Source organism: Actinacidiphila sp. bgisy167 (assembly GCF_965342175.1).
GTDB lineage: Bacteria > Actinomycetota > Actinomycetes > Streptomycetales > Streptomycetaceae > Actinacidiphila.
Genome location: NZ_CBDRBL010000035.1, coordinates 42,830 through 60,158, shown reverse-complemented (window position 1 = coordinate 60,158; position 17,329 = coordinate 42,830). Strand labels below are relative to the sequence as shown.

At 73.6% G+C, this 17,329-nt stretch carries 16 protein-coding genes; 6 read left to right on the top strand and 10 right to left on the bottom strand.

The window, feature by feature from the left end; genetic code table 11:
• Nucleotides 1-507 precede the first annotated feature (507 nt).
• Nucleotides 508-1,506, top strand: coding sequence for a tryptophan--tRNA ligase (gene trpS / locus ACRWND_RS16085; protein WP_431949781.1), 999 nt, complete (start codon nucleotides 508-510; stop codon nucleotides 1,504-1,506).
• A 78-nt stretch (nucleotides 1,507-1,584) separates the two neighbouring features.
• Here trpS and proC read toward each other — a convergent pair whose 3' ends face one another.
• The 3 genes from proC to ACRWND_RS16070 all read right to left on the bottom strand — a co-directional run bounded on the left by proC (nucleotide 1,585) and on the right by ACRWND_RS16070 (nucleotide 3,995).
• On the bottom strand, nucleotides 1,585-2,394 hold the full coding sequence (proC, locus tag ACRWND_RS16080; protein WP_431949779.1) for a pyrroline-5-carboxylate reductase: 810 nt from the start codon (nucleotides 2,392-2,394) through the stop codon (nucleotides 1,585-1,587).
• Nucleotides 2,395-2,460: 66 nt separating this feature from the next.
• Nucleotides 2,461-3,198: an ABC transporter permease gene (locus ACRWND_RS16075; protein ID WP_431949777.1), complete on the bottom strand. Its 738-nt coding sequence runs from the start codon at nucleotides 3,196-3,198 to the stop codon at nucleotides 2,461-2,463.
• Nucleotides 3,195-3,995 carry an ABC transporter ATP-binding protein gene (locus tag ACRWND_RS16070; RefSeq protein WP_431949775.1) on the bottom strand — a complete coding sequence of 267 codons (801 nt, stop codon included), beginning with the start codon at nucleotides 3,993-3,995 and terminating at the stop codon, nucleotides 3,195-3,197. The genes ACRWND_RS16075 and ACRWND_RS16070 overlap by 4 nt, the downstream gene beginning before the upstream one ends.
• A gap of 200 nt (nucleotides 3,996-4,195) precedes the next feature.
• Here ACRWND_RS16070 and ACRWND_RS16065 point away from each other — a divergent pair, with 200 nt between their 5' ends.
• The 3 genes from ACRWND_RS16065 to ACRWND_RS16055 all read left to right on the top strand — a co-directional run bounded on the left by ACRWND_RS16065 (nucleotide 4,196) and on the right by ACRWND_RS16055 (nucleotide 7,029).
• On the top strand, nucleotides 4,196-4,579 hold the full coding sequence (locus ACRWND_RS16065; protein WP_431949773.1) for a hypothetical protein: 384 nt from the start codon (nucleotides 4,196-4,198) through the stop codon (nucleotides 4,577-4,579).
• Nucleotides 4,580-4,958: 379 nt separating this feature from the next.
• On the top strand, nucleotides 4,959-6,449 hold the full coding sequence (locus tag ACRWND_RS16060) for a SulP family inorganic anion transporter (protein WP_431949771.1): 1,491 nt from the start codon (nucleotides 4,959-4,961) through the stop codon (nucleotides 6,447-6,449).
• Nucleotides 6,450-6,561: 112 nt separating this feature from the next.
• Complete coding sequence (locus tag ACRWND_RS16055) at nucleotides 6,562-7,029, top strand: hypothetical protein (RefSeq protein ID WP_431949769.1); 468 nt, start codon at nucleotides 6,562-6,564, stop codon at nucleotides 7,027-7,029.
• A 149-nt stretch (nucleotides 7,030-7,178) separates the two neighbouring features.
• On the opposite strand, the gene ACRWND_RS16050 is transcribed toward ACRWND_RS16055, so the two are convergent.
• The 6 genes from ACRWND_RS16050 to ACRWND_RS16025 all read right to left on the bottom strand — a co-directional run bounded on the left by ACRWND_RS16050 (nucleotide 7,179) and on the right by ACRWND_RS16025 (nucleotide 12,868).
• A complete protein-coding gene (locus tag ACRWND_RS16050) occupies nucleotides 7,179-8,000 on the bottom strand; it encodes a class I SAM-dependent methyltransferase (protein WP_431949767.1) in 822 nt (273 codons plus the stop codon).
• Between the two features lie 61 nt (nucleotides 8,001-8,061).
• Nucleotides 8,062-8,211, bottom strand: coding sequence for a hypothetical protein (locus tag ACRWND_RS16045; RefSeq protein ID WP_431949765.1), 150 nt, complete (start codon nucleotides 8,209-8,211; stop codon nucleotides 8,062-8,064).
• An 82-nt stretch (nucleotides 8,212-8,293) separates the two neighbouring features.
• On the bottom strand, nucleotides 8,294-10,147 hold the full coding sequence (gene ilvD, locus ACRWND_RS16040) for a dihydroxy-acid dehydratase (protein WP_431949763.1): 1,854 nt from the start codon (nucleotides 10,145-10,147) through the stop codon (nucleotides 8,294-8,296).
• A gap of 140 nt (nucleotides 10,148-10,287) precedes the next feature.
• Entirely contained in the window at nucleotides 10,288-10,935 is a 648-nt protein-coding gene (locus tag ACRWND_RS16035; protein ID WP_431949761.1) for a TetR family transcriptional regulator, read from the bottom strand.
• Nucleotides 10,935-11,738, bottom strand: a complete 804-nt coding sequence (locus ACRWND_RS16030) for a sugar phosphate isomerase/epimerase family protein (protein WP_431949785.1) — start codon at nucleotides 11,736-11,738, stop codon at nucleotides 10,935-10,937. Before ACRWND_RS16030 ends, ACRWND_RS16035 begins: the two co-directional genes overlap by 1 nt.
• A 191-nt stretch (nucleotides 11,739-11,929) precedes the next feature.
• Nucleotides 11,930-12,868, bottom strand: coding sequence for a Ppx/GppA family phosphatase (locus ACRWND_RS16025; RefSeq protein WP_431949759.1), 939 nt, complete (start codon nucleotides 12,866-12,868; stop codon nucleotides 11,930-11,932).
• Nucleotides 12,869-12,969: 101 nt separating this feature from the next.
• On the opposite strand from ACRWND_RS16025, the gene ACRWND_RS16020 reads away from it, so the two are divergent.
• Nucleotides 12,970-13,803 (top strand): hypothetical protein, encoded by an 834-nt coding sequence (locus ACRWND_RS16020; RefSeq protein ID WP_431949757.1) that lies wholly within the window; start codon nucleotides 12,970-12,972, stop codon nucleotides 13,801-13,803.
• A gap of 248 nt (nucleotides 13,804-14,051) precedes the next feature.
• Here the strand turns inward: ACRWND_RS16020 and ACRWND_RS16015 are convergent, their stop codons facing one another.
• Nucleotides 14,052-15,761 (bottom strand): BACON domain-containing protein, encoded by a 1,710-nt coding sequence (locus ACRWND_RS16015; RefSeq protein ID WP_431949755.1) that lies wholly within the window; start codon nucleotides 15,759-15,761, stop codon nucleotides 14,052-14,054.
• A 172-nt stretch (nucleotides 15,762-15,933) separates the two neighbouring features.
• On the opposite strand from ACRWND_RS16015, the gene radA reads away from it, so the two are divergent.
• On the top strand, nucleotides 15,934-17,322 hold the full coding sequence (gene radA, locus ACRWND_RS16010; protein ID WP_431949753.1) for a DNA repair protein RadA: 1,389 nt from the start codon (nucleotides 15,934-15,936) through the stop codon (nucleotides 17,320-17,322).
• Nucleotides 17,323-17,329: the final 7 nt, after the last annotated feature.

Here is a 17,329-nt window from a genome sequence, read left to right as displayed (position 1 = left end):
TGCCACCCCCTGGAGGGGGTTCCGCCTTCCGGCTTTCGCTTTCCGGCTTTTCCGACTCTATCAGACCGTTTCCGTCCTGATCCCCAGTCAGCGGGGTTTTTCCTTTCGCGCCTTCCGGCGTGTCCACTACTTTAGCGGCTTTCCTCGGCGGCTCATAATCGAGCCATTCGGTTCGGATTTCGGCACGCCGAAATCGTCCCCGGAGGGATGTCGTGCAGTAGTGGTGTGCGCCAGGTGGCGTGAGTGGCCGCCTCTGGAGGGGTGACCCGTCCGAGGCAGCTAGGGAACACTACACCACGCCCTACGGTGCTTCAAACCTGTGGCCGTCAACAGGTTTGCGGGCTACCTTCGAGGCATGACCGAGCATGCGCACTCGTACCTGTGGTGGGCCGCCTGACGGCGGCCGACGCGCAGCGCATGCATCCAACGGCCGCCGCTTCGGCGGCCGTACGTGTTTCTGCTCCGGCTCGCCGACCGCGGCGGTCCCACAGCCGGGAGGAAACACCGATGACGAGGGTCTTCAGCGGGATCAAGCCGACGGGGCACCTGACCCTGGGCAACTACCTGGGCGCCGTGCGGCAATGGGCGGCTGTGGACCAGCACCGCGCCGAGTCGCTGTTCTGCGTCGTCGACCTGCACGCGCTCACGGTGGAGCACGATCCGGCCCGCGTACGGCGGCTGAGCCGGCAGGCGGCGACGCTGCTGCTGGCGGCCGGCCTCGACCCCCGGCTGTGCACGCTCTTCGTACAGAGCCATGTGGACGAGCACACCCGGCTGGCGTACCTCCTCGAATGCACCGCCACCGACGGCGAGATGCGGCGGATGGTGCAGTACAAGGAGAAGGCGGCCAGGGAGCAGCGGCGGGGCGGGAGTGTGCGGCTGTCCTTGCTGACGTATCCCGTGCTCATGGCGGCGGACATCCTGGCGTACGGGGCGGACGAGGTGCCGGTCGGCGACGACCAGGCGCAGCACGTGGAGCTGACGCGGGATCTGGCGGTGCGGTTCAACCACCGCTATGGGCGTGTGTTCACCGTCCCCCGGGCGGTGCTGCCGCCGGTGGGGGCACGGGTGATGAACCTGCAGGAGCCGGAGTCGAAGATGGGGAAGTCGGAGGACACCGGTCCGGGGATCGTCTATCTGCTCGACGAGCCGGAGGTCGTCCGCAGGAAGGTGCTGCGGGCGGTGACCGACAGCGGGCGGGACGTGGCGTACGAGCCGCAGGCTCGGCCCGGGGTGGCGAATCTGCTGGAGATCCTCTCGGCGTGCACCGGCCGTCCGCCGCAGGACCTCGCGGCCGGGTACGACTCGTACGGCGCTCTGAAGAAGGACACGGCCGAGGCCGTCGTGGAGGAGCTGCGGCCGCTGCGGGAGCGGCACGCGGAGCTGGTGGCCGACCCCGGGTACGTGGACGGGGTGCTCAGGGACGGCGCCGAACGGGCGCGGGCGCTGGCCCGGCCGACGGTGGACGCGGCCTACCGGGCGATCGGGCTGCTGCCGGCGGGCTGACCTCCCGCGGGCCCCGCGAGGGGGCGGCGGGCCCCTGCCGGCGGGCAGCGGCCCGCCGGCTCCGCTCCCTTGGGCGGGTCAGCCGTCGCCGGAGGCCAGTTCGCGGCTGCGGTCGCGGGCGGCTTCCAGGGCGGCGATCAGGGCGTGGCGCACGCCGTGCTTCTCGAGCTCGCGGATGGCGTTGATGGTGGTGCCCGCGGGGGATGTGACGGCCTCGCGGAGTTTCACGGGGTGCTCGCCGCTGTCGCGGAGCATCACGGCGGCGCCGATCGCGGACTGCACGATGAGGTCGTGGGCCTGGGCGCGCGGCAGGCCGAGGAGGATGCCGGCGTCGGTCATGGCCTCGACCAGGTAGTAGAAGTACGCGGGCCCGGAGCCGGAGAGGGCTGTGGCGGCGTCCTGCTGGTACTCGGGGATGCGCAGGGTCTTGCCGACCGGCTGAAAGATCTCCTCGGTGCGCAGCAGGTGCTCCTCCGCCGCGTGGCTCCCGGCGGAGATGACGGACATGCCCTCGTCGACCAGCACCGGGGTGTTGGGCATGACGCGGACGACGGCGATGCCGTCCGCGAGGCGCTCCTCGAAGAAGGAGGTGGGGACGCCGGCCGCGGCGCTGATGATCAGGCGGTCGGCGGCGACGTGCGGGGCGAGCTCCTCCAGGAGGGCGGACATGTCCTGGGGCTTGACGGCGAGGATGAGGGTGTCGGCGGCCTTGGCCGCCTCCTCGTTGGAGACCGGTTCGACGCCGTAGCGGGCGCGCAGCTCCTCGGCGCGGGCCGGGCGGCGGGCGGTGACCAGCAGGTTCTCCGGTTTCCAGCCGGCACGGAGCATGCCCGACAGGAGGGCCTCACCGATCTTGCCGGTGCCGAGCACAGCGACTTTCTGCGTCATGCGGCCATCCTCGCACCGTGGCGGCCCGGAGGCCGTGCCGTCCACGGTGCGGTCACCCGGGCGGGATCAGACGGTGCGGCGGCGGAGCGTGGCCGCCCCGAGGGCGAGGGCGAGGGCGGCGCTGCCGGCGACGACGGCGATGTCGCGGACGAAGTCGCCGGTGACGCCGGTGTGGGTGAGCACCTCCTGCATCCCGTCGACGGCGTACGACATGGGCAGGACATTGGAGACGGCCTCCAGCACCGGCTGCATCCGGTCGCGCGGCATGAGCAGTCCGCAGAGCAGGATCTGCGGCAGCAGCACGGCGGGCATGAACTGCACGGCCTGGAACTCGCCGGCCGCGAAGGCGCTGACGAACAACCCGAGGGCGGTGCCCAGGAAGGCGTCGGCGAGGGCCACCAGGAGCAGCAGCCAGGCGGAGCCGGCGACGTCGAGTCCGAGCGCCAGGACGGCGAGACCGGTGGCGAGGGCGGCCTGGACGACGGCGACGGCGCCGAAGGCGAGGGCGTACCCGGCCAGCAGGTCGCCCTTGCCCAGCGGCATGGACAGCAGGCGCTCCAGCGTGCCGGAGGTGCGTTCGCGCAGCGTCGCGATCGAGGTGACCAGGAACATCGTGATGAGGGGGAAGATGCCCAGCAGCGACGCGCCGACGGTGTCGAAGGTGCGGGGGGCGCTGTCGTAGACCCAGGACAACAGGGTCAGCAGGACGCAGGGCACGACCAGCATCAAGGCGATGGTGCGCGGGTCGTGGCGCAGTTGCAGCAGTACCCGGCGGGTGGTGGCGAGGGTGCGGCGGATGCTCATCGGACTGCCTCCTCGGCCTGGTGGGGCAGCGTGCCGGCGGCCTCGTCGACGAGGCGGAGGAAGGCCTGCTCGACGGTGGAGGCGCCGGTGCGGGCGCGCAGCTCCGCGGGGGCGCCCTGGGCGAGCACGCGGCCGTCGCGCATGAGGAGCAGCTCGTCGCACCGTTCGGCCTCGTCCATGACGTGGCTGGAGACGAGGAGGGCGGCGCCCTGTTCGGCGGCGAGGCGACGGAAGAGCTCCCACAGGTCGCGCCGCAGGACGGGGTCGAGGCCGACGGTGGGTTCGTCGAGCACGAGCAGTTCCGGGGTACCGAGCAGGGCCACGGCGAGGGAGACGCGGCCCAGCTGTCCTCCGGAGAGGTTGCCCGCGAGGGCGGTGGCGTGGGAGGCCAGGCCGACGTCGGCGATGACGCGTTCGACGTGGTCGGGCGCGTCGCCGCCGAGGACGGCGGCGAAGTAGGCGAGGTTCTGGCGGACCGTCAGGTCCCGGTAGACAGAGGCGGCCTGGGTCACATAGCCGACGCGGGGACGCAGCTCTCGGTGGCCGGCGGGCAGACCGAGGACGTCGAGGGTGCCGGTGACGGCCGCCTGGGTGCCGACGACGGCGCGCATGAGAGTGGACTTCCCGCAGCCGCTCGGTCCGAGCAGGCCGGTGATCCGGCCTCGGGGGATGGTGAACTCCAGGGCGCCGAGGACGGTGCGGCCACCGCGGACGACGGTGAGCTCGCGGGCGTGCACTGCTGGTCCGGGGCCTGGGTCCCGGTTCCGTTCGACGGCGTCCTCGAGTTTATTCATCATGCGATGAATAATGCTGCGGCGCGCGTCGGGGCGTCAAGAGGGGGTGGATCCCTCCGTCCGAGTGACGGACCATTTACGCTCCGTTTACCTAAAGAGCTTGCAAAATGGAGTGGCTGTCTGCGCACATTGAAGGGCGGCTACACATCGGAACGGGGGCACTTGTGCTATCGGCCAAGGGAGTTGCGCGTCCTGTCGCCGTCGTGGCGGCACTGCTGCCCTCCTCGTTCGCGGCGATAGGCCGCGCCGCCGATCCCCTTACCGCCTCCGGTCGCGGAGCGGACACGACGATGGCGCTCTCGGAGCCCCCGGCCGGAAGCCGCCTCGCAGGAGGGCGCGGAGGCAGCGGCATACGCGTGGCGCCGCCCGGGACGGCGAGCGCCGCGGCTCCGGCACCCGCGCCGCGGGACGGCGCGACGCGCAGGTGTACCCGGACGGGCTCCAGCGCCGCCACCGCCGCCGCCACCGCCGTCGCCGCCGTCGCCGTCGCCGTCGCCGTCGCCGCCGGCAAGGGTCCGGTGGAGGTCGGCCGGACGTCCGCCACCACCACGGAGCCTCTGTTCGCACGGCAGGCGATACCCGTCTGAGGATCCGGAGCGCCTCCGGAATCCCATGGCCCGTCCGCTGCCCGTGCCGCTGCTGAGGCGCACGGCCTGGCGGCTGCCCTGGCCCGCCGGCCGCGGCTGCCGTCCTCGGCCCGGGCCCCGCCCCGGTCCGCGCCCGCGCCGGGTCGGTGCGAACGCCGCGTCCGTACACGCACGCACGCGTCCGTACGCGGCGTTCACGGTCCGGGAGACCGACCCCCACACTGCTCGACCACGTACGTCCCGCGCCACACCCGGCGCGGGGCGCCCTGGAGGACCCCCTGATGCAGGACTTCATCCCCCCGTTCCCCGCCGCTTGTCCCGCCCTCCCGCCACCAGCCGCCCGGCCCATCCGCGGCTCCCTCGATCCCGCGCCCGTCCGGTGAGTCGCCTCATCCGCGCCGTGTCGCGACTGCCCAGCCCGGAGTCACTGCGCGCCGACGTCACCGCCTCGCTCGTCGTCTTCCTCGTCGCCCTGCCGCTGTGCGTGGGCGTCGCCGTCGCCTCCGGAGTGCCGGCCGAACTCGGTCTGGTCACGGGTGTCGCCGGGGGCCTGGTGGCCGGGTTCCTCCCCGGCAGCAGCCTCCAGGTGTCCGGCCCCGCCGCCGGACTGACCGTCCTGGTCTACGAGGCGGTCCAGGAATACGGCCTGACCTCGCTGGGCGTGCTCGTGCTCTGCGCCGGCGCGCTCCAGCTCGCCATGGGCGTGCTCCGGCTGGGCCGCTGGTTCCGGGCCATCTCCGTCGCCGTCGTCCAGGGCATGCTGGCCGGCATCGGACTCGTGCTGATCGCCGGACAGGTCTACGCGCTCACCGACACGGCGGCGCCGGCCGGAGGTCCGGCGAAGATCGCCGGACTGCCCGGACTGGTCGCCGGCACCCTCGCCTCGCCCACGGCGCTCACCGCGCTGGCCGTCGGCGGCGGCACGATCGCGGTCCTCGTCCTGTGGCCCCGCATCCCCCGTGCCGCACGGCTGCTGCCGGGGCCGCTCGCGGCGGTCGCGCTGGCGACAGGCGCGGCCGTGCTGTTCGCCCTGCCCGTCGAGCGCGTCGAGGTGGCCGGACTGCTCGACGTCGTCCAGCCGCCGGGCGCCGAGCAGTTCGCGGGGCTGGCGAGCCTGTCCATGATCGGCACCGCGCTGGCCTTCACGCTGATCGCCTCCGCCGAGAGCCTGTTCAGCGCCGCCGCCGTGGACCGGCTGCACGACGGGCCGCGGACGGACTACGACAAGGAACTCATCGCGCAGGGCGCCGGCAACACCGTCTGCGGAGCGCTCGGGGCCCTGCCGATGACGGCGGTGATCGTACGCAGCTCCGCCAACGTGCAGGCGGGCGCCCGCACGAAGGCGGCGCGCGTGCTGCACGGCGTGTGGCTGCTGTTGTTCGCGGCGCTGCTGCCCGGCGCGCTCGGGGTCATCCCGGTGGCCGCGCTGGCCGGTGTGCTGGTGCACGCGGGCTGGAAGCTCGTACCGGTGAAGGAGATCGTGCCGCTGTGGCGCGAGCACCGGGGCGAGGTCGTCGTCCTGGTCGTCACCGCTACGGGCATCGTGGCCACCAACATGTTCGAGGGGGTGCTCATCGGTCTGCTGACGGCTGTGGTCAAGGCGGCCTGGGAGACATCGCAGACCCATGTGGAGATCGACGACAGGGGCGAGGGTCCCGTCGTCGTCCGCGTCCTGGGCAACGCGACGTTCCTGCGACTGCCCAAGCTGCTGGAGCAGTTGGAGGCGCTGCCCCGCGATCGACCGATGGAGCTGGACCTGCGCCGGTTGCGGCACCTCGACCACGCCTGCGGCATGGCCCTGCTCGGCTGGGCCGAGCGGCACAACGAGGAGGGGGTGACACCGGTCCGGGTGCAGGGCGCACGGGTGTGAGGCGGCGGCCCGGGACCGGGCGGCACAGGGCGTCGCCCCTGGCTCGCGGTTCCGGGCCGTCTCAGGGTCATCCCCTATGGCCGGACAGGCGCCGGAGAGTGACCGTGGCCCAATGAGGCGTTCTACCGATGCATCCAAGGACGTGACCGGAGCCGAGAAGCGGCAGCTCGCGGTGGCCTCGGCCACCCTGGGGCCCTGGCGTCCGGCGGCAGCCGTCGGCGCGATCGGCGGTGGGGTCTCCCTCGCCGCCTCCGCGCTGGGCGGTGACTTCGGGCTCGGCGTCGTCGCGGCGGCCGTGTCCGTCGCGCTGATGCTCTTCTTCCTCGTCGGCGGCGCCGGCGCGGTGACCGGCCGCGGCCCCCGGGCCGACCGCCGCCTGCGGCGCTGGGCTGCCGCCCACCCGTGGCGCGTCGCGCTGGTGCCGGCGGGCATGCTGCTCGTCGCCGATGTCGTGATGCGCCAGGTCCTGACCTCGGAGGGGCTCTTCGGCAGCGTCTGGGACGGCCTGTGGCGAGGAGCCCTCGTCGCGGGCGTGGTCGGCGTCGTCGGTTCGGTGGCGGGAAGGCGGCGCCCCGGGTAGGCGGGGTGGTGGCCGCGGTGAGGCCGCCCGTGTGCCGCCTGTGGCCTTGCTCCTCGGCCGCGTTCGGGGCCCGGGTACTTCATCCGGGCCGACCGGTCCCGCCGACCTGCCCAGCCGGCCTGTCCCGCCCGCCCCGTCCCCCGCGCGTGTCAGGCCCTTGTCCGGTGGTCCTTCGTCCGCCGGTCCTTCGCGCGGCGGGCCTTGACCGCCACCGTGAGGTCGACCTTGTAGGGCTCGACCACCTGCCCGTCCGGGAAGAGCGCCAGCAGCGCGCGCCGCTCCTTCTCGAGGATGCGGCGCGCGGCATCCGGGTCGAGCACGGCGAAGTAGGACCGGCTGCCGAGCATCGCCAGGTGCGTGTCCAGCGCGACGGTGCGCGTCCAGGGGAGCACCCGCGACTCGGTGCGCATGCCGAAGCGGGTGCCGAGCGAGCGGAGGATGTCCTCCGCCGGCCCCGTCAGGCCGTTGTCGTGGTAGCGGGGGACCGCACGGGACAGCCGCTCCTCCTGCTCCCCGACCCAGGGGACGCCGGTGTCCGGCACGTTCCACCACAGCGCCAGCGCACCGCCCGGGCGCAGCACCCGCGCCGCCTCGGGGGAGGACCTGGCCGGGTCCGTCCAGTGCCATGCCTGGGCGTACGTCACAAAGTCCGCCACCTCGGACGCGAACGGCAGCGCGTCCCCGTCCCCGCGCACGAGCGGCACGTCCGGATGCCCCGCCCGAAGCTGCCGGACCATCCCCTCCCCGGGCTCCACGGCCGTCACATGCGCCCCGCGGGCCCGTATCAGCGCCGTGGCGATCCCCGTCCCGGCCCCCACGTCCAGGACCGTGGCCCCGGCGAAGGACCGGCCGCTGATCTCCTCGACGGCGTGGAACAGCTCTCCGGGATAACCGGGGCGGGCCGCGGCGTACTGCGCGGCGACGGCGTTGAAGGAGCGGGCGAGCACGCGGTGAGCCGGCTGTGTGGTCATGCGTTCTGTTCTTCCCGTGGGACGCGGGCGCGACCCACCGGGCGGCTCGGTCAGGTATCGATCATCCGCAGCGCCCGGCGACGTAGCCGTCGCTGCCCGTGTGCACATAGGCGTCGGAGAGGTGCTGGCCGGGACCGGCGCGGTCCCGGACGCTCGACGTGCCGTAGTGGCCGCTGACCGTCTCACCCGGCGTCAGGCAGAAGATCCGCACCTTGGCGTCGTGCGGCAGGTCCTGACGATCTGATAGCTGGCGCCGGGTCCGGTGCGCACCTCGAGCCGGCGAGGGCCCTGGCTCAGCGCTCGAGCTTCGAGACGTCGCGGACGGCGCCCTTGTCGGCGCTGGTGGCCATGGCCGCGTAGGCCCTGAGCGCCAGGGAGACCTTGCGGTCGCGGGCCCGGGGGGCGTAGACGCCGTCGAGGGCGGTGCGGCGGGCGGCAAGTTCCTCCTCGGGGACGAGGAGTTCGATGCTGCGGCCGGGGATGTCGATGCGGATGCGGTCCCCGTCCTCCACCAGCGCGATCGTGCCGCCGGAGGCCGCCTCGGGGGAGGCGTGGCCGATGGACAGGCCCGAGGTGCCGCCGGAGAAGCGGCCGTCGGTGACGAGGGCGCAGGCCTTGCCGAGGCCTCGGCCCTTGAGGAATGAGGTGGGGTAGAGCATCTCCTGCATGCCGGGGCCGCCCTTGGGGCCCTCGTAGCGGATGACGACGACGTCGCCCTCCTTGACCTCCTTGCGGAGGATCTTGTCGACGGCCTCCTCCTGGGACTCGCAGACCACGGCCGGGCCCTCGAAGGTCCAGATGGACTCGTCGACGCCGGCGGTCTTCACCACGCACCCGTCCACGGCGAGGTTGCCGTGGAGCACGGCGAGGCCGCCGTCCTTGGAATAGGCGTGCTCCACGGAGCGGATGCAGCCCTCCGCGGCGTCCAGGTCGAGGGCCTCCCAGCGCTCGGACTGGGAGAAGGCCTCGGCGGAACGGACGCAGCCGGGGGCGGCGTGCCAGAGCTCCTCCGCCTCGGCGGAGGGGGAGCCGCCGCGGACGTCCCAGGTCTTGAGCCAGTCGGCGAGGGACGGGGAGTGGACGGCGTGGACGTCCTCGTTGAGCAGACCGCCGCGGTGGAGCTCGCCCAGCAGGGCGGGGATGCCGCCGGCGCGGTGCACGTCCTCCATGTAGTACGTGCGGTTCTTCGCGACGTTGGGCGCGACCTTGGCCAGGCACGGCACCCGGCGCGAGACGGCGTCGATGTCGGTCAGGCCGAAGGGGACGCCGGCCTCCTGGGCCGCGGCGAGCAGGTGGAGGATCGTGTTGGTGGAGCCGCCCATGGCGATGTCGAGGGCCATGGCGTTCTCGAAGGCCGCGAAGGTGGCGATGGAGCGCGGCAGGACGGACTCGTCGTCCTGCTCGTAGTAGCGGCGGGTGAGGTCGACCACCGTGCGGGCGGCGTCCTCGTAGAGGCCCTTGCGGGCGGTGTGCGTGGCCAGGACCGAGCCGTTGCCGGGCAGGGACAGGCCGATCGCCTCGGTGAGGCAGTTCATCGAGTTGGCGGTGAACATGCCCGAGCACGAGCCGCAGGTGGGGCAGGCGTTCTCCTCGATGCGCAGGATGTCCTCGTCGTGGACCTTGTCGTTGACGGCGTCGGCGATCGCGTCGATCAGGTCGAGGGTGCGGACCGTGCCGTCGACGAGGGTGGCCCGGCCGGCCTCCATGGGTCCGCCGGAGACGAAGACGGTGGGGATGTTGAGGCGCAGGGCCGCCATCAGCATGCCCGGAGTGATCTTGTCGCAGTTGGAGATGCAGATCAGCGCGTCGGCGCAGTGCGCCTCGACCATGTACTCGACGGAGTCGGCGATCAGGTCGCGGGAGGGCAGCGAGTAGAGCATGCCGCCGTGGCCCATGGCGATGCCGTCGTCGACGGCGATCGTGTTGAACTCGCGCGGCACGGCGCCCGCGGCCTTGATCGCTTCGCTGACGATACGGCCGACGGGCTGCAGGTGGGTGTGGCCGGGCACGAACTCCGTGAAGCTGTTGGCCACCGCGATGATCGGCTTGCCGATGTCCTCGCTCGCTACGCCCGAGGCCCGCATGAGGGCGCGGGCGCCTGCCATGTTGCGGCCGTGGGTGACGGTGCGGGACCTCAGCTCGGGCACGGGGACCACTCCCTACGTTTCCATCCTTGGAGCCTTCGAGCCTACGCCTTCGGCCCCGCCGAGCGGCGGTGTGTCCGTATTCCGGACGGCGAGTCCACGCTGTGGATGCCGCCGACCGGTGCGCCGCCGTGGCGCCCGGCTCAGCCGGTGGCGGGTCCCACGACCGGTCCCGGGTCGGTCAGATAGCGCTGGAGCGTCGGCGCGACGAGCGCGACGACCTCCTCGATGTCCGCCGACGCCAACGGCTCGATCTTGATGACGTAGCGCATCATCGCCATGCCGAGCATCTGGGCGCCCGCGAGTTCCGCGCGCAGCCGAGGGTCGGGGACCCTCAGCTCCGAGGCGACGCGCTCCAGCAGACGCCGCAGGATGATGCCGCGCAGCACGCCCGCGGCCGTGTCGTTGGTCACCGCGGAACGGACGATCGCCAGCATGGGGGCCCGCGTGGCGGGGTTCTCCCAGACGGAGACGAAGGAACGGGCCAGCCGCTCCCCCACGCCCTCGAGGCCGCCCGCGAGGACGTCCGGAACGCTGAACGCGGGCTCGAAGCTCACCTCGGTGGCGGCGGCGAAAACCTGCTCCTTGGCCCCGAAGTAGTGGTGGACCAGCGCCGGGTCCACGCCCGCGGCTTTGGCGATGGAGCGGACGGAGGTCGCGTCGTAGCCGCGGGCGGCGAACTCCTGGCGGGCCGCGGCGAGGATGCGGTCGCGGGTCTCGACGGTGCCCGAGCGTCTCCCGGCGGGGCGGCCGCGGCCTCGCCTGTCCGTGCCTTCGGCTTCCGGGGCCATCAGCGCGCCCGGGCGGCCGCCGCCAGGTGCAGCCGGGTGAAGGCCAGCGCTTCGGCGAGGTCCGCCTCACGCTCGGCGGCCGACATCGCGCGCCGGGTGTTGACCTCGATCACCACGTGCCCGTCGAAGCCGCGCGCGGCCAGGCCCTCCAGCACCTGCGCGCAGGGCTGCTTGCCGCGGCCGGGCACCAGGTGCTCGTCCTTGCCGGAGCCGCTGCCGTCGGCCAGGTGGACGTGGCCGAGCCGGTCGCCCATGCGGTCGAGCATCTCCAGCGTCTCGGTCCTGGCCGTCGCGGTGTGCGACAGGTCGATGGTGAAGTGCCGGTAGTCGTCCTTGGTCGGGTCCCAGTCGGGGGCGTACGCGAGCATCTCCCGGTCGCGGTAGCGCCACGGGTACATGTTCTCGACGGCGAACCGGACGTCGGTCTCGTCCGCCATCCGCCAGATGCCGGCGACGAACTCCCGCGCGTAGCTGCGCTGCCAGCGGAAGGGCGGGTGGACGACCACGGTCGAGGCGCCCAGCTTCTCCGCCGCCGCGCGGGCCCGCTGCAGCTTCACCCACGGGTCGGTCGACCAGACCCGCTGGGTGATCAGCAGGCAGGGGGCGTGCACCGCCAGGATCGGGATGGCGTGGTAGTCGGACAGTCGACGCAGTGCCTCGATGTCCTGGCTGACCGGGTCGGTCCACACCATCACCTCGACGCCGTCGTAGCCCAGCCGGGACGCGATCTCGAAGGCCGTCGCCGTGGACTCCGGGTAGACGGAGGCCGTGGACAGCGCGACCTTCGCGTCCGGTACGCGCACGGTGTGTCCGTTCGGGTCCACAGGGTCAGGGGCTGCCACGGGGAACAGCGTACGGCGGCGGGTCGGCCGAACGGCACACCGTACCCGGGCGACGTGACGCGATCGACACGCGGGTTTGACGGCGGCGGACGGCGGCGGCGGCGCGCGGCGCCACGGACAAGCGGGCCCTCGCCACAGGCAGGGGCCCCTCCTCAGCCGCGGGCGCCCGCCATCAGATCCAGACGGCGCAGGATGACGCCCTCGCGCAGCGCCCAGGGACAGACCTCCAGTTCGGCGACCCCGAACAGGTCCATCGCCGCGTCCGCGACCAGCGCCCCGGCCAGCAGCTGGCGGGCCCGGCCCTCCGACACGCCGGGGAGCTCCCGCCGGGCGCTCTCGGTCATGGCGGCCAGCCGCGGCACCCACTCCTCCAACGACGTGCGGCTGAGTGTGCGCCGCGCGTACGGGCCGTCGGCGGAGCGTGCCGCGCCCGCGATCCGGGCCAGTTGCTTGAAGGTCTTGGAAGTGCCCACCACGTGGTCGGGCGCGCCGAGGCGACTGAACTCCGCGACGGTACGGGCGACCTCGGCCCGCACGTGCTTGCGCAGGACGCGCACGTCCTCGGCGGCGGGCGGGTCGCCGGGGAGCCAGCCGCTGGTGAGCCGGCCGGCGCCGAGCGGCAGGGAGACGGCGGCGTCCGGGTCCTCGTCCATGCCGTACGCGATCTCGAGGGAACCGCCGCCGATGTCCAGCATGAACAACCGGCCGTAGGACCAGCCGAACCAGCGGCGCGCGGCGAGGAAGGTGAGCCGTGCCTCGTCCTCCCCGGACAGCACGGTCAGATTGACCCCCGTCTCGGCGGCGACCCGGGCGAGCACCTGCTCGCCGTTGGCAGCCTCGCGCACCGCGCTGGTGGCGAACGGCAGGACGTCCTCGACACCCTTGTCCTCGGCGACGACCAGGGCCTCGGCGACCTGGGCGATCAGCCGCCGCACGCCGTCCTCGCGGATCGCGCCGTCCTCGTCCAGCAGCTCCGCGAGCCGCAGCTCCGCCTTGTGGGAGTACGCCGGGAGGGGACGCGCGCCGGGATGCGCGTCCATGACCAGCAGGTGGACGGTATTCGAACCCACGTCGAGGACCCCGAGTCTCATGCCCGGAACGCTACTGCGCCGGGGCCGGTGCGAAGACATGCGGGGTATCGGGACGTGCGCGGGTGACCACTCGAGAAGCCTCACGTGCTTACCCTGACATCGTGGCGAAGGCGAAAAAGGCGACGAAGCGGCGGCATCACCCGGACGTGTCCGACGAGGTCGGGCTCGACTTCCCGCGCGCGTGGGTGGAGTTCGCCGATCCGGCGGACGAGGAGCAGGTCTTCCGGTGCGACCTGACGTGGCTCACCTCACGGTGGAACTGCGTCTTCGGCCGCGGCTGCGAGGGCATCGAGGCGGGCCGGGCCAGCGACGGCTGCTGCACCCTCGGCGCGCACTTCTCGGACGACGACGACGAGAAACGCGTCGCCGGGCACGTGGAGCGGCTCACCCCGGAGCTGTGGCAGTTCCAAGCGGTCGGCGAGGCGGAGGGCTGGACGGAGGTCAACGAGGACGGCGACCGGCAGACCCGGCGGCACCAGGGGGCCTGCGTCTTCCTCAACCGCCCCGGTTTCCCGGCCGGCGCCGGCTGCGCGCTGCACACGCTGGCGCTGAAGGAGGGCCGCGAGCCGCTGGAGACCAAGCCGGACGTGTGCTGGCAGCTGCCGATCCGGCGTACCTACGACTGGGTGGACCGCCCCGACGACACACGGGTGCTGATGATCTCTATCGGCGAGTACGACCGGCGCGGCTGGGGCCCGGGCGGCCACGACCTGCACTGGTGGTGCACCGGCGCGCGGTCCGCGCACGGCGCGGGCGAACCGGTCTATGTCTCGTACCGGGCGGAGCTCACGGAGTTGATGGGAGCGCAGGCCTACGACCGGTTGGTCGAGCTGTGCGAGCAGCGGCTCGCCTCGCTGCTGCCGATCGCCCCGCATCCCGCCGACCCCGCTGATCCGGCCCCGGAGGCGCCCCGGGGGGTGGACGAGGGCCTCTGACGGCTCCGCGACGCCGCCGGCCCGCGAGACACCCGCACCCTGTTGCCGGCCCTCTCCCTGAGAGGTCGCGGCTCCTGAGGCGGCACGTCGCGTGCCGCCTGATAGGCGGGGTGGAGAAAGGAGCGGGTCGAGGGCCGAGCCGGGCAAGGCGGAGAAGGGAGACGCAGCGGAGCTGCGGCGACCGACGACAACGCCGCCAGGCGAGAGCCGTCGACCCCCGACGCCGGCCCGCCTGTCCGCGCGGCCTCTTATCGCTGACCCTCTTCCTCGCTCCCGTCCCCCTCGGCGGGCGGCGGCGGGGAGGACGGGAGGCTCTGGCTCGGCGGGTCGCTCGGTGAGGGATCGGGGGCCGAGGCCGAGGGCGTCGGCGAGGGCTCCGGGGGCGGCGGCTGCGGCTTCCCCCTCCCCTCGATCGTGACGACCGCGCCCGACGGGTCGAACCAGATCCGCGCCGTCCAGGCCCCGACCGGCTCGCGTGAGCGGTCCACGGAGACGATCAGCGTCATGCTCTCTCCCGGGCGCAGCCTGCCGTGGTAGCGGCTGAGCCGCAGCCACGGCTCGGAGGTGGCCGCCCTCCAGCGGACCGGCGCGTCGCCCTCGGCCCGGAGGATGACGACGGTGTGCTGACCGCGCGAGCGGGCCTCCACGAGCAGCCGGCCGCGTCGGGGCGCCGAGCGGTCGCCGCCGTCCTCGCCCTCGGCGGTGGCGCCGGACGGCGAGGCCGAGCCAGGGGCGCCGGCCGAGGCGGACGCGGGGCCGGCGGTGGACGCCGAGGGGGCGGCGGAGGCGACGGAGACCGACAGACGGCCCTGGCCTCCGCGATGGGAGCGCCCGCGCTCGGCGGCGCCCGCGACACCGGCCTTCTCGTACTGCTCGCCGTCGATGCCCTCTCCGGCGCTGAGGGAGCCTTCCCCCTTGTGCTCGGGGGCCAGCGGCGCACCGTGGTACGCCGCCCACAGCGCCAGCACCGGCGCCGCGACGACGGCCGCCACCACCGTGGAGGTCACCGCGCGGTGCCGCATCCGGGCCCGCCGCGCCATTCGCTCCTTCAGGTCCATGGGGAAGCCGCGCCGGTCGAAGCGCGGGGTGCCCTGGCGGGTGCGTCCGATGCCGCCCCGCATGGCGTGCAGCAGGGCGGCGTACGCGGCCGAGCGGGGCGCCTCGACCGTCGACAGCACGGCCGTGGCGGCGGTGGTGGCCAAGCCCGGCCAGGGACCTGTGGCCACGGCGCGCTCGGCGGTGACCCGGCAGTGCGGGCACATGTCGACGTGGGTGACCAGCTCACGGCGGAGCGCCGAACCGAGCAGCACCCGGGCGTCACCGGCGAGACGGGCGACGGCCGCGCAGTTGCCGAGCTCGACGACGGCGAGCGCCGCCCGGGTGCGCTCCACCTCGCAGGCGGCCTGCGCCAGCAGCGCCCGTGTCACGTCCGGCTCCCGCCCCACGACCAGGGCCACCTCGTGCGGCGCCAGCTGGTGCCGTACGGCGAGCTCCAGTGCCTCCCGCTGCTCGGGCGTGGTCCCCGCCGCCTCGGGCCAGGCCAGCGCCGCCAGTTCGCCGCGCCTGCGGGCGGCCACGTCCGCCGAGGCCGGCGCCGACACCGGGCCCCCCTCGGCCAGGGTGCGCAGACACGCCCAGCGGGCCAGCGCGTACAGCCAGGGTCTGCGCAGCTCCGGGTCGCGCAGCCGGGCGCGCTGGCGCTCGGCCACGGCCAGCACGTCGCCGAGGGCGGCGGCGGCGGAGTCGTGCTCGCACAGCACGGAGAGGCAGTAGGTGAACAGCCCGTCCAGATACGGCTCGTAGTGGGCGGGGGGCTGCGCGGGCAGGGTCCCCTGCAGGCGCGGCCGCCGCGCCGGGGACCTGGTGGCACCCGGCGCGGTGCGGCCACGCTGCACCGGCGCGCGGTGTCGGCGGTGCGCGCCGGTTGTCTGGGAGGGCGTGTCAGACCTGCTGCTCATCACTCAGTGACGGTAGGACCACGACCCGTACGCCCTCTGCCATCACGGCGGGCTTTAACCCAAACGGGTGGTGATCCCGCCCGAAAGAGCACACCGCGCTCACTCTGCGGAGTGAGGTCGACGAGGGGGCGAGCGCACCGCGTTGTCGGTGGCACCCGATAGCGTGCGGCACATGGCTGCCCGTACCCGCCCCGCTTCCAAGGACCGTCCGTCGTACCGCTGCACGGAGTGCGGCTGGACGACGGCCAAGTGGCTCGGCCGCTGCGGCGAGTGCCAGGCGTGGGGGACGGTCGAGGAGTACGGGGGCGCGGCAGCGGTGCGGACGACCGCGCCGGGCCGGGTGACCACGCCCGCGAAGCCGATCGGCCAGGTGGACGGGCGGCAGGCCACCGCACGCGGCACCGGCGTCCCGGAGCTGGACCGGGTGCTGGGCGGCGGGCTGGTGCCCGGGGCCGTGGTGCTGCTCGCCGGCGAGCCCGGGGTGGGCAAGTCGACCCTCCTGCTGGACGTTGCGGCGAAGGCGTCGAGCGCGCAGGCCCGGACGCTGTACGTCACGGGCGAGGAGTCCGCCTCTCAGGTCCGGCTGCGCGCCGACCGCATCGGGGCGCTCTCCGACCACCTCTTCCTGGCCGCCGAGACGGACCTGTCGGCCGTGCTCGGCCACCTCGACGACGTCAAGCCGTCGCTGCTCATCCTGGACTCGGTGCAGACGGTCGCCTCCCCGGAGATCGACGGCGCCCCCGGCGGCATGGCCCAGGTGCGCGAGGTCGCCGGCGCCCTGATCCGCGCCTCGAAGGAGCGCGGCATGTCGACGCTGCTGGTCGGCCACGTCACCAAGGACGGCGCGATCGCCGGCCCGCGCCTCCTGGAGCACCTGGTGGACGTGGTGCTGTCCTTCGAGGGCGACCGGCACGCCCGCCTCCGTCTGATCCGGGGCATCAAGAACCGCTACGGCGCCACCGACGAGGTCGGCTGCTTCGAGCTGCACGACGAGGGCATCACGGGCCTGGCCGACCCGTCCGGTCTCTTCCTGACCCGGCGCGACGAGCCGGTCCCCGGCACCTGCCTGACCGTGACCCTGGAGGGCAAGCGGCCGCTGGTCGCCGAGGTCCAGGCGCTGACCGTCGACACGCAGATCCCCTCGCCGCGCCGCACGACCTCCGGCCTGGAGAACTCGCGGGTGTCGATGATGCTGGCGGTGCTGGAGCAGCGCGGCCGGATCAAGTCGATCGGCAAGCAGGACATCTACACGGCGACCGTCGGCGGCGTGAAGCTCGGGGAGCCGGCCGCCGATCTCGCGGTGGCGCTCGCCCTGGCCAGCGCGGCGATCGACACGCCGCTGCCGAAGAACCTGGTCGCGGTGGGCGAGGTGGGCCTGGCGGGCGAGGTCAGAAGGGTCACCGGCGTGCAGCGCAGGCTCGCCGAGGCGGCCCGGCTGGGCTTCACCCATGCCCTCGTGCCGCCGGACCCGGGGAAGATCCCGGCCGGGATGAAGGTGACGGAGGTGACGGACATAGGGGACGCCCTGCGCGTCCTGCCCAAGAGGGCCCCACGTCCCTGACCCTTGC

What these genes read in the sequence shown, in the direction of transcription:
- radA (WP_431949753.1), top strand. Translation starts at nt 15,934, where the DNA reads ATGGCTGCCCGTACCCGCCCCGCTTCCAAGGACCGTCCGTCGTACCGC.
- ACRWND_RS16050 (WP_431949767.1), bottom strand. Translation starts at nt 8,000, where the DNA reads ATGACCACACAGCCGGCTCACCGCGTGCTCGCCCGCTCCTTCAACGCC.
- trpS (WP_431949781.1), top strand. Translation starts at nt 508, where the DNA reads ATGACGAGGGTCTTCAGCGGGATCAAGCCGACGGGGCACCTGACCCTG.
- proC (WP_431949779.1), bottom strand. Translation starts at nt 2,394, where the DNA reads ATGACGCAGAAAGTCGCTGTGCTCGGCACCGGCAAGATCGGTGAGGCC.
- ACRWND_RS16075 (WP_431949777.1), bottom strand. Translation starts at nt 3,198, where the DNA reads ATGAGCATCCGCCGCACCCTCGCCACCACCCGCCGGGTACTGCTGCAA.
- ACRWND_RS16035 (WP_431949761.1), bottom strand. Translation starts at nt 10,935, where the DNA reads ATGGCCCCGGAAGCCGAAGGCACGGACAGGCGAGGCCGCGGCCGCCCC.
- ACRWND_RS16055 (WP_431949769.1), top strand. Translation starts at nt 6,562, where the DNA reads ATGAGGCGTTCTACCGATGCATCCAAGGACGTGACCGGAGCCGAGAAG.
- ACRWND_RS16070 (WP_431949775.1), bottom strand. Translation starts at nt 3,995, where the DNA reads ATGATGAATAAACTCGAGGACGCCGTCGAACGGAACCGGGACCCAGGC.
- ACRWND_RS16025 (WP_431949759.1), bottom strand. Translation starts at nt 12,868, where the DNA reads ATGAGACTCGGGGTCCTCGACGTGGGTTCGAATACCGTCCACCTGCTG.
- ACRWND_RS16015 (WP_431949755.1), bottom strand. Translation starts at nt 15,761, where the DNA reads ATGAGCAGCAGGTCTGACACGCCCTCCCAGACAACCGGCGCGCACCGC.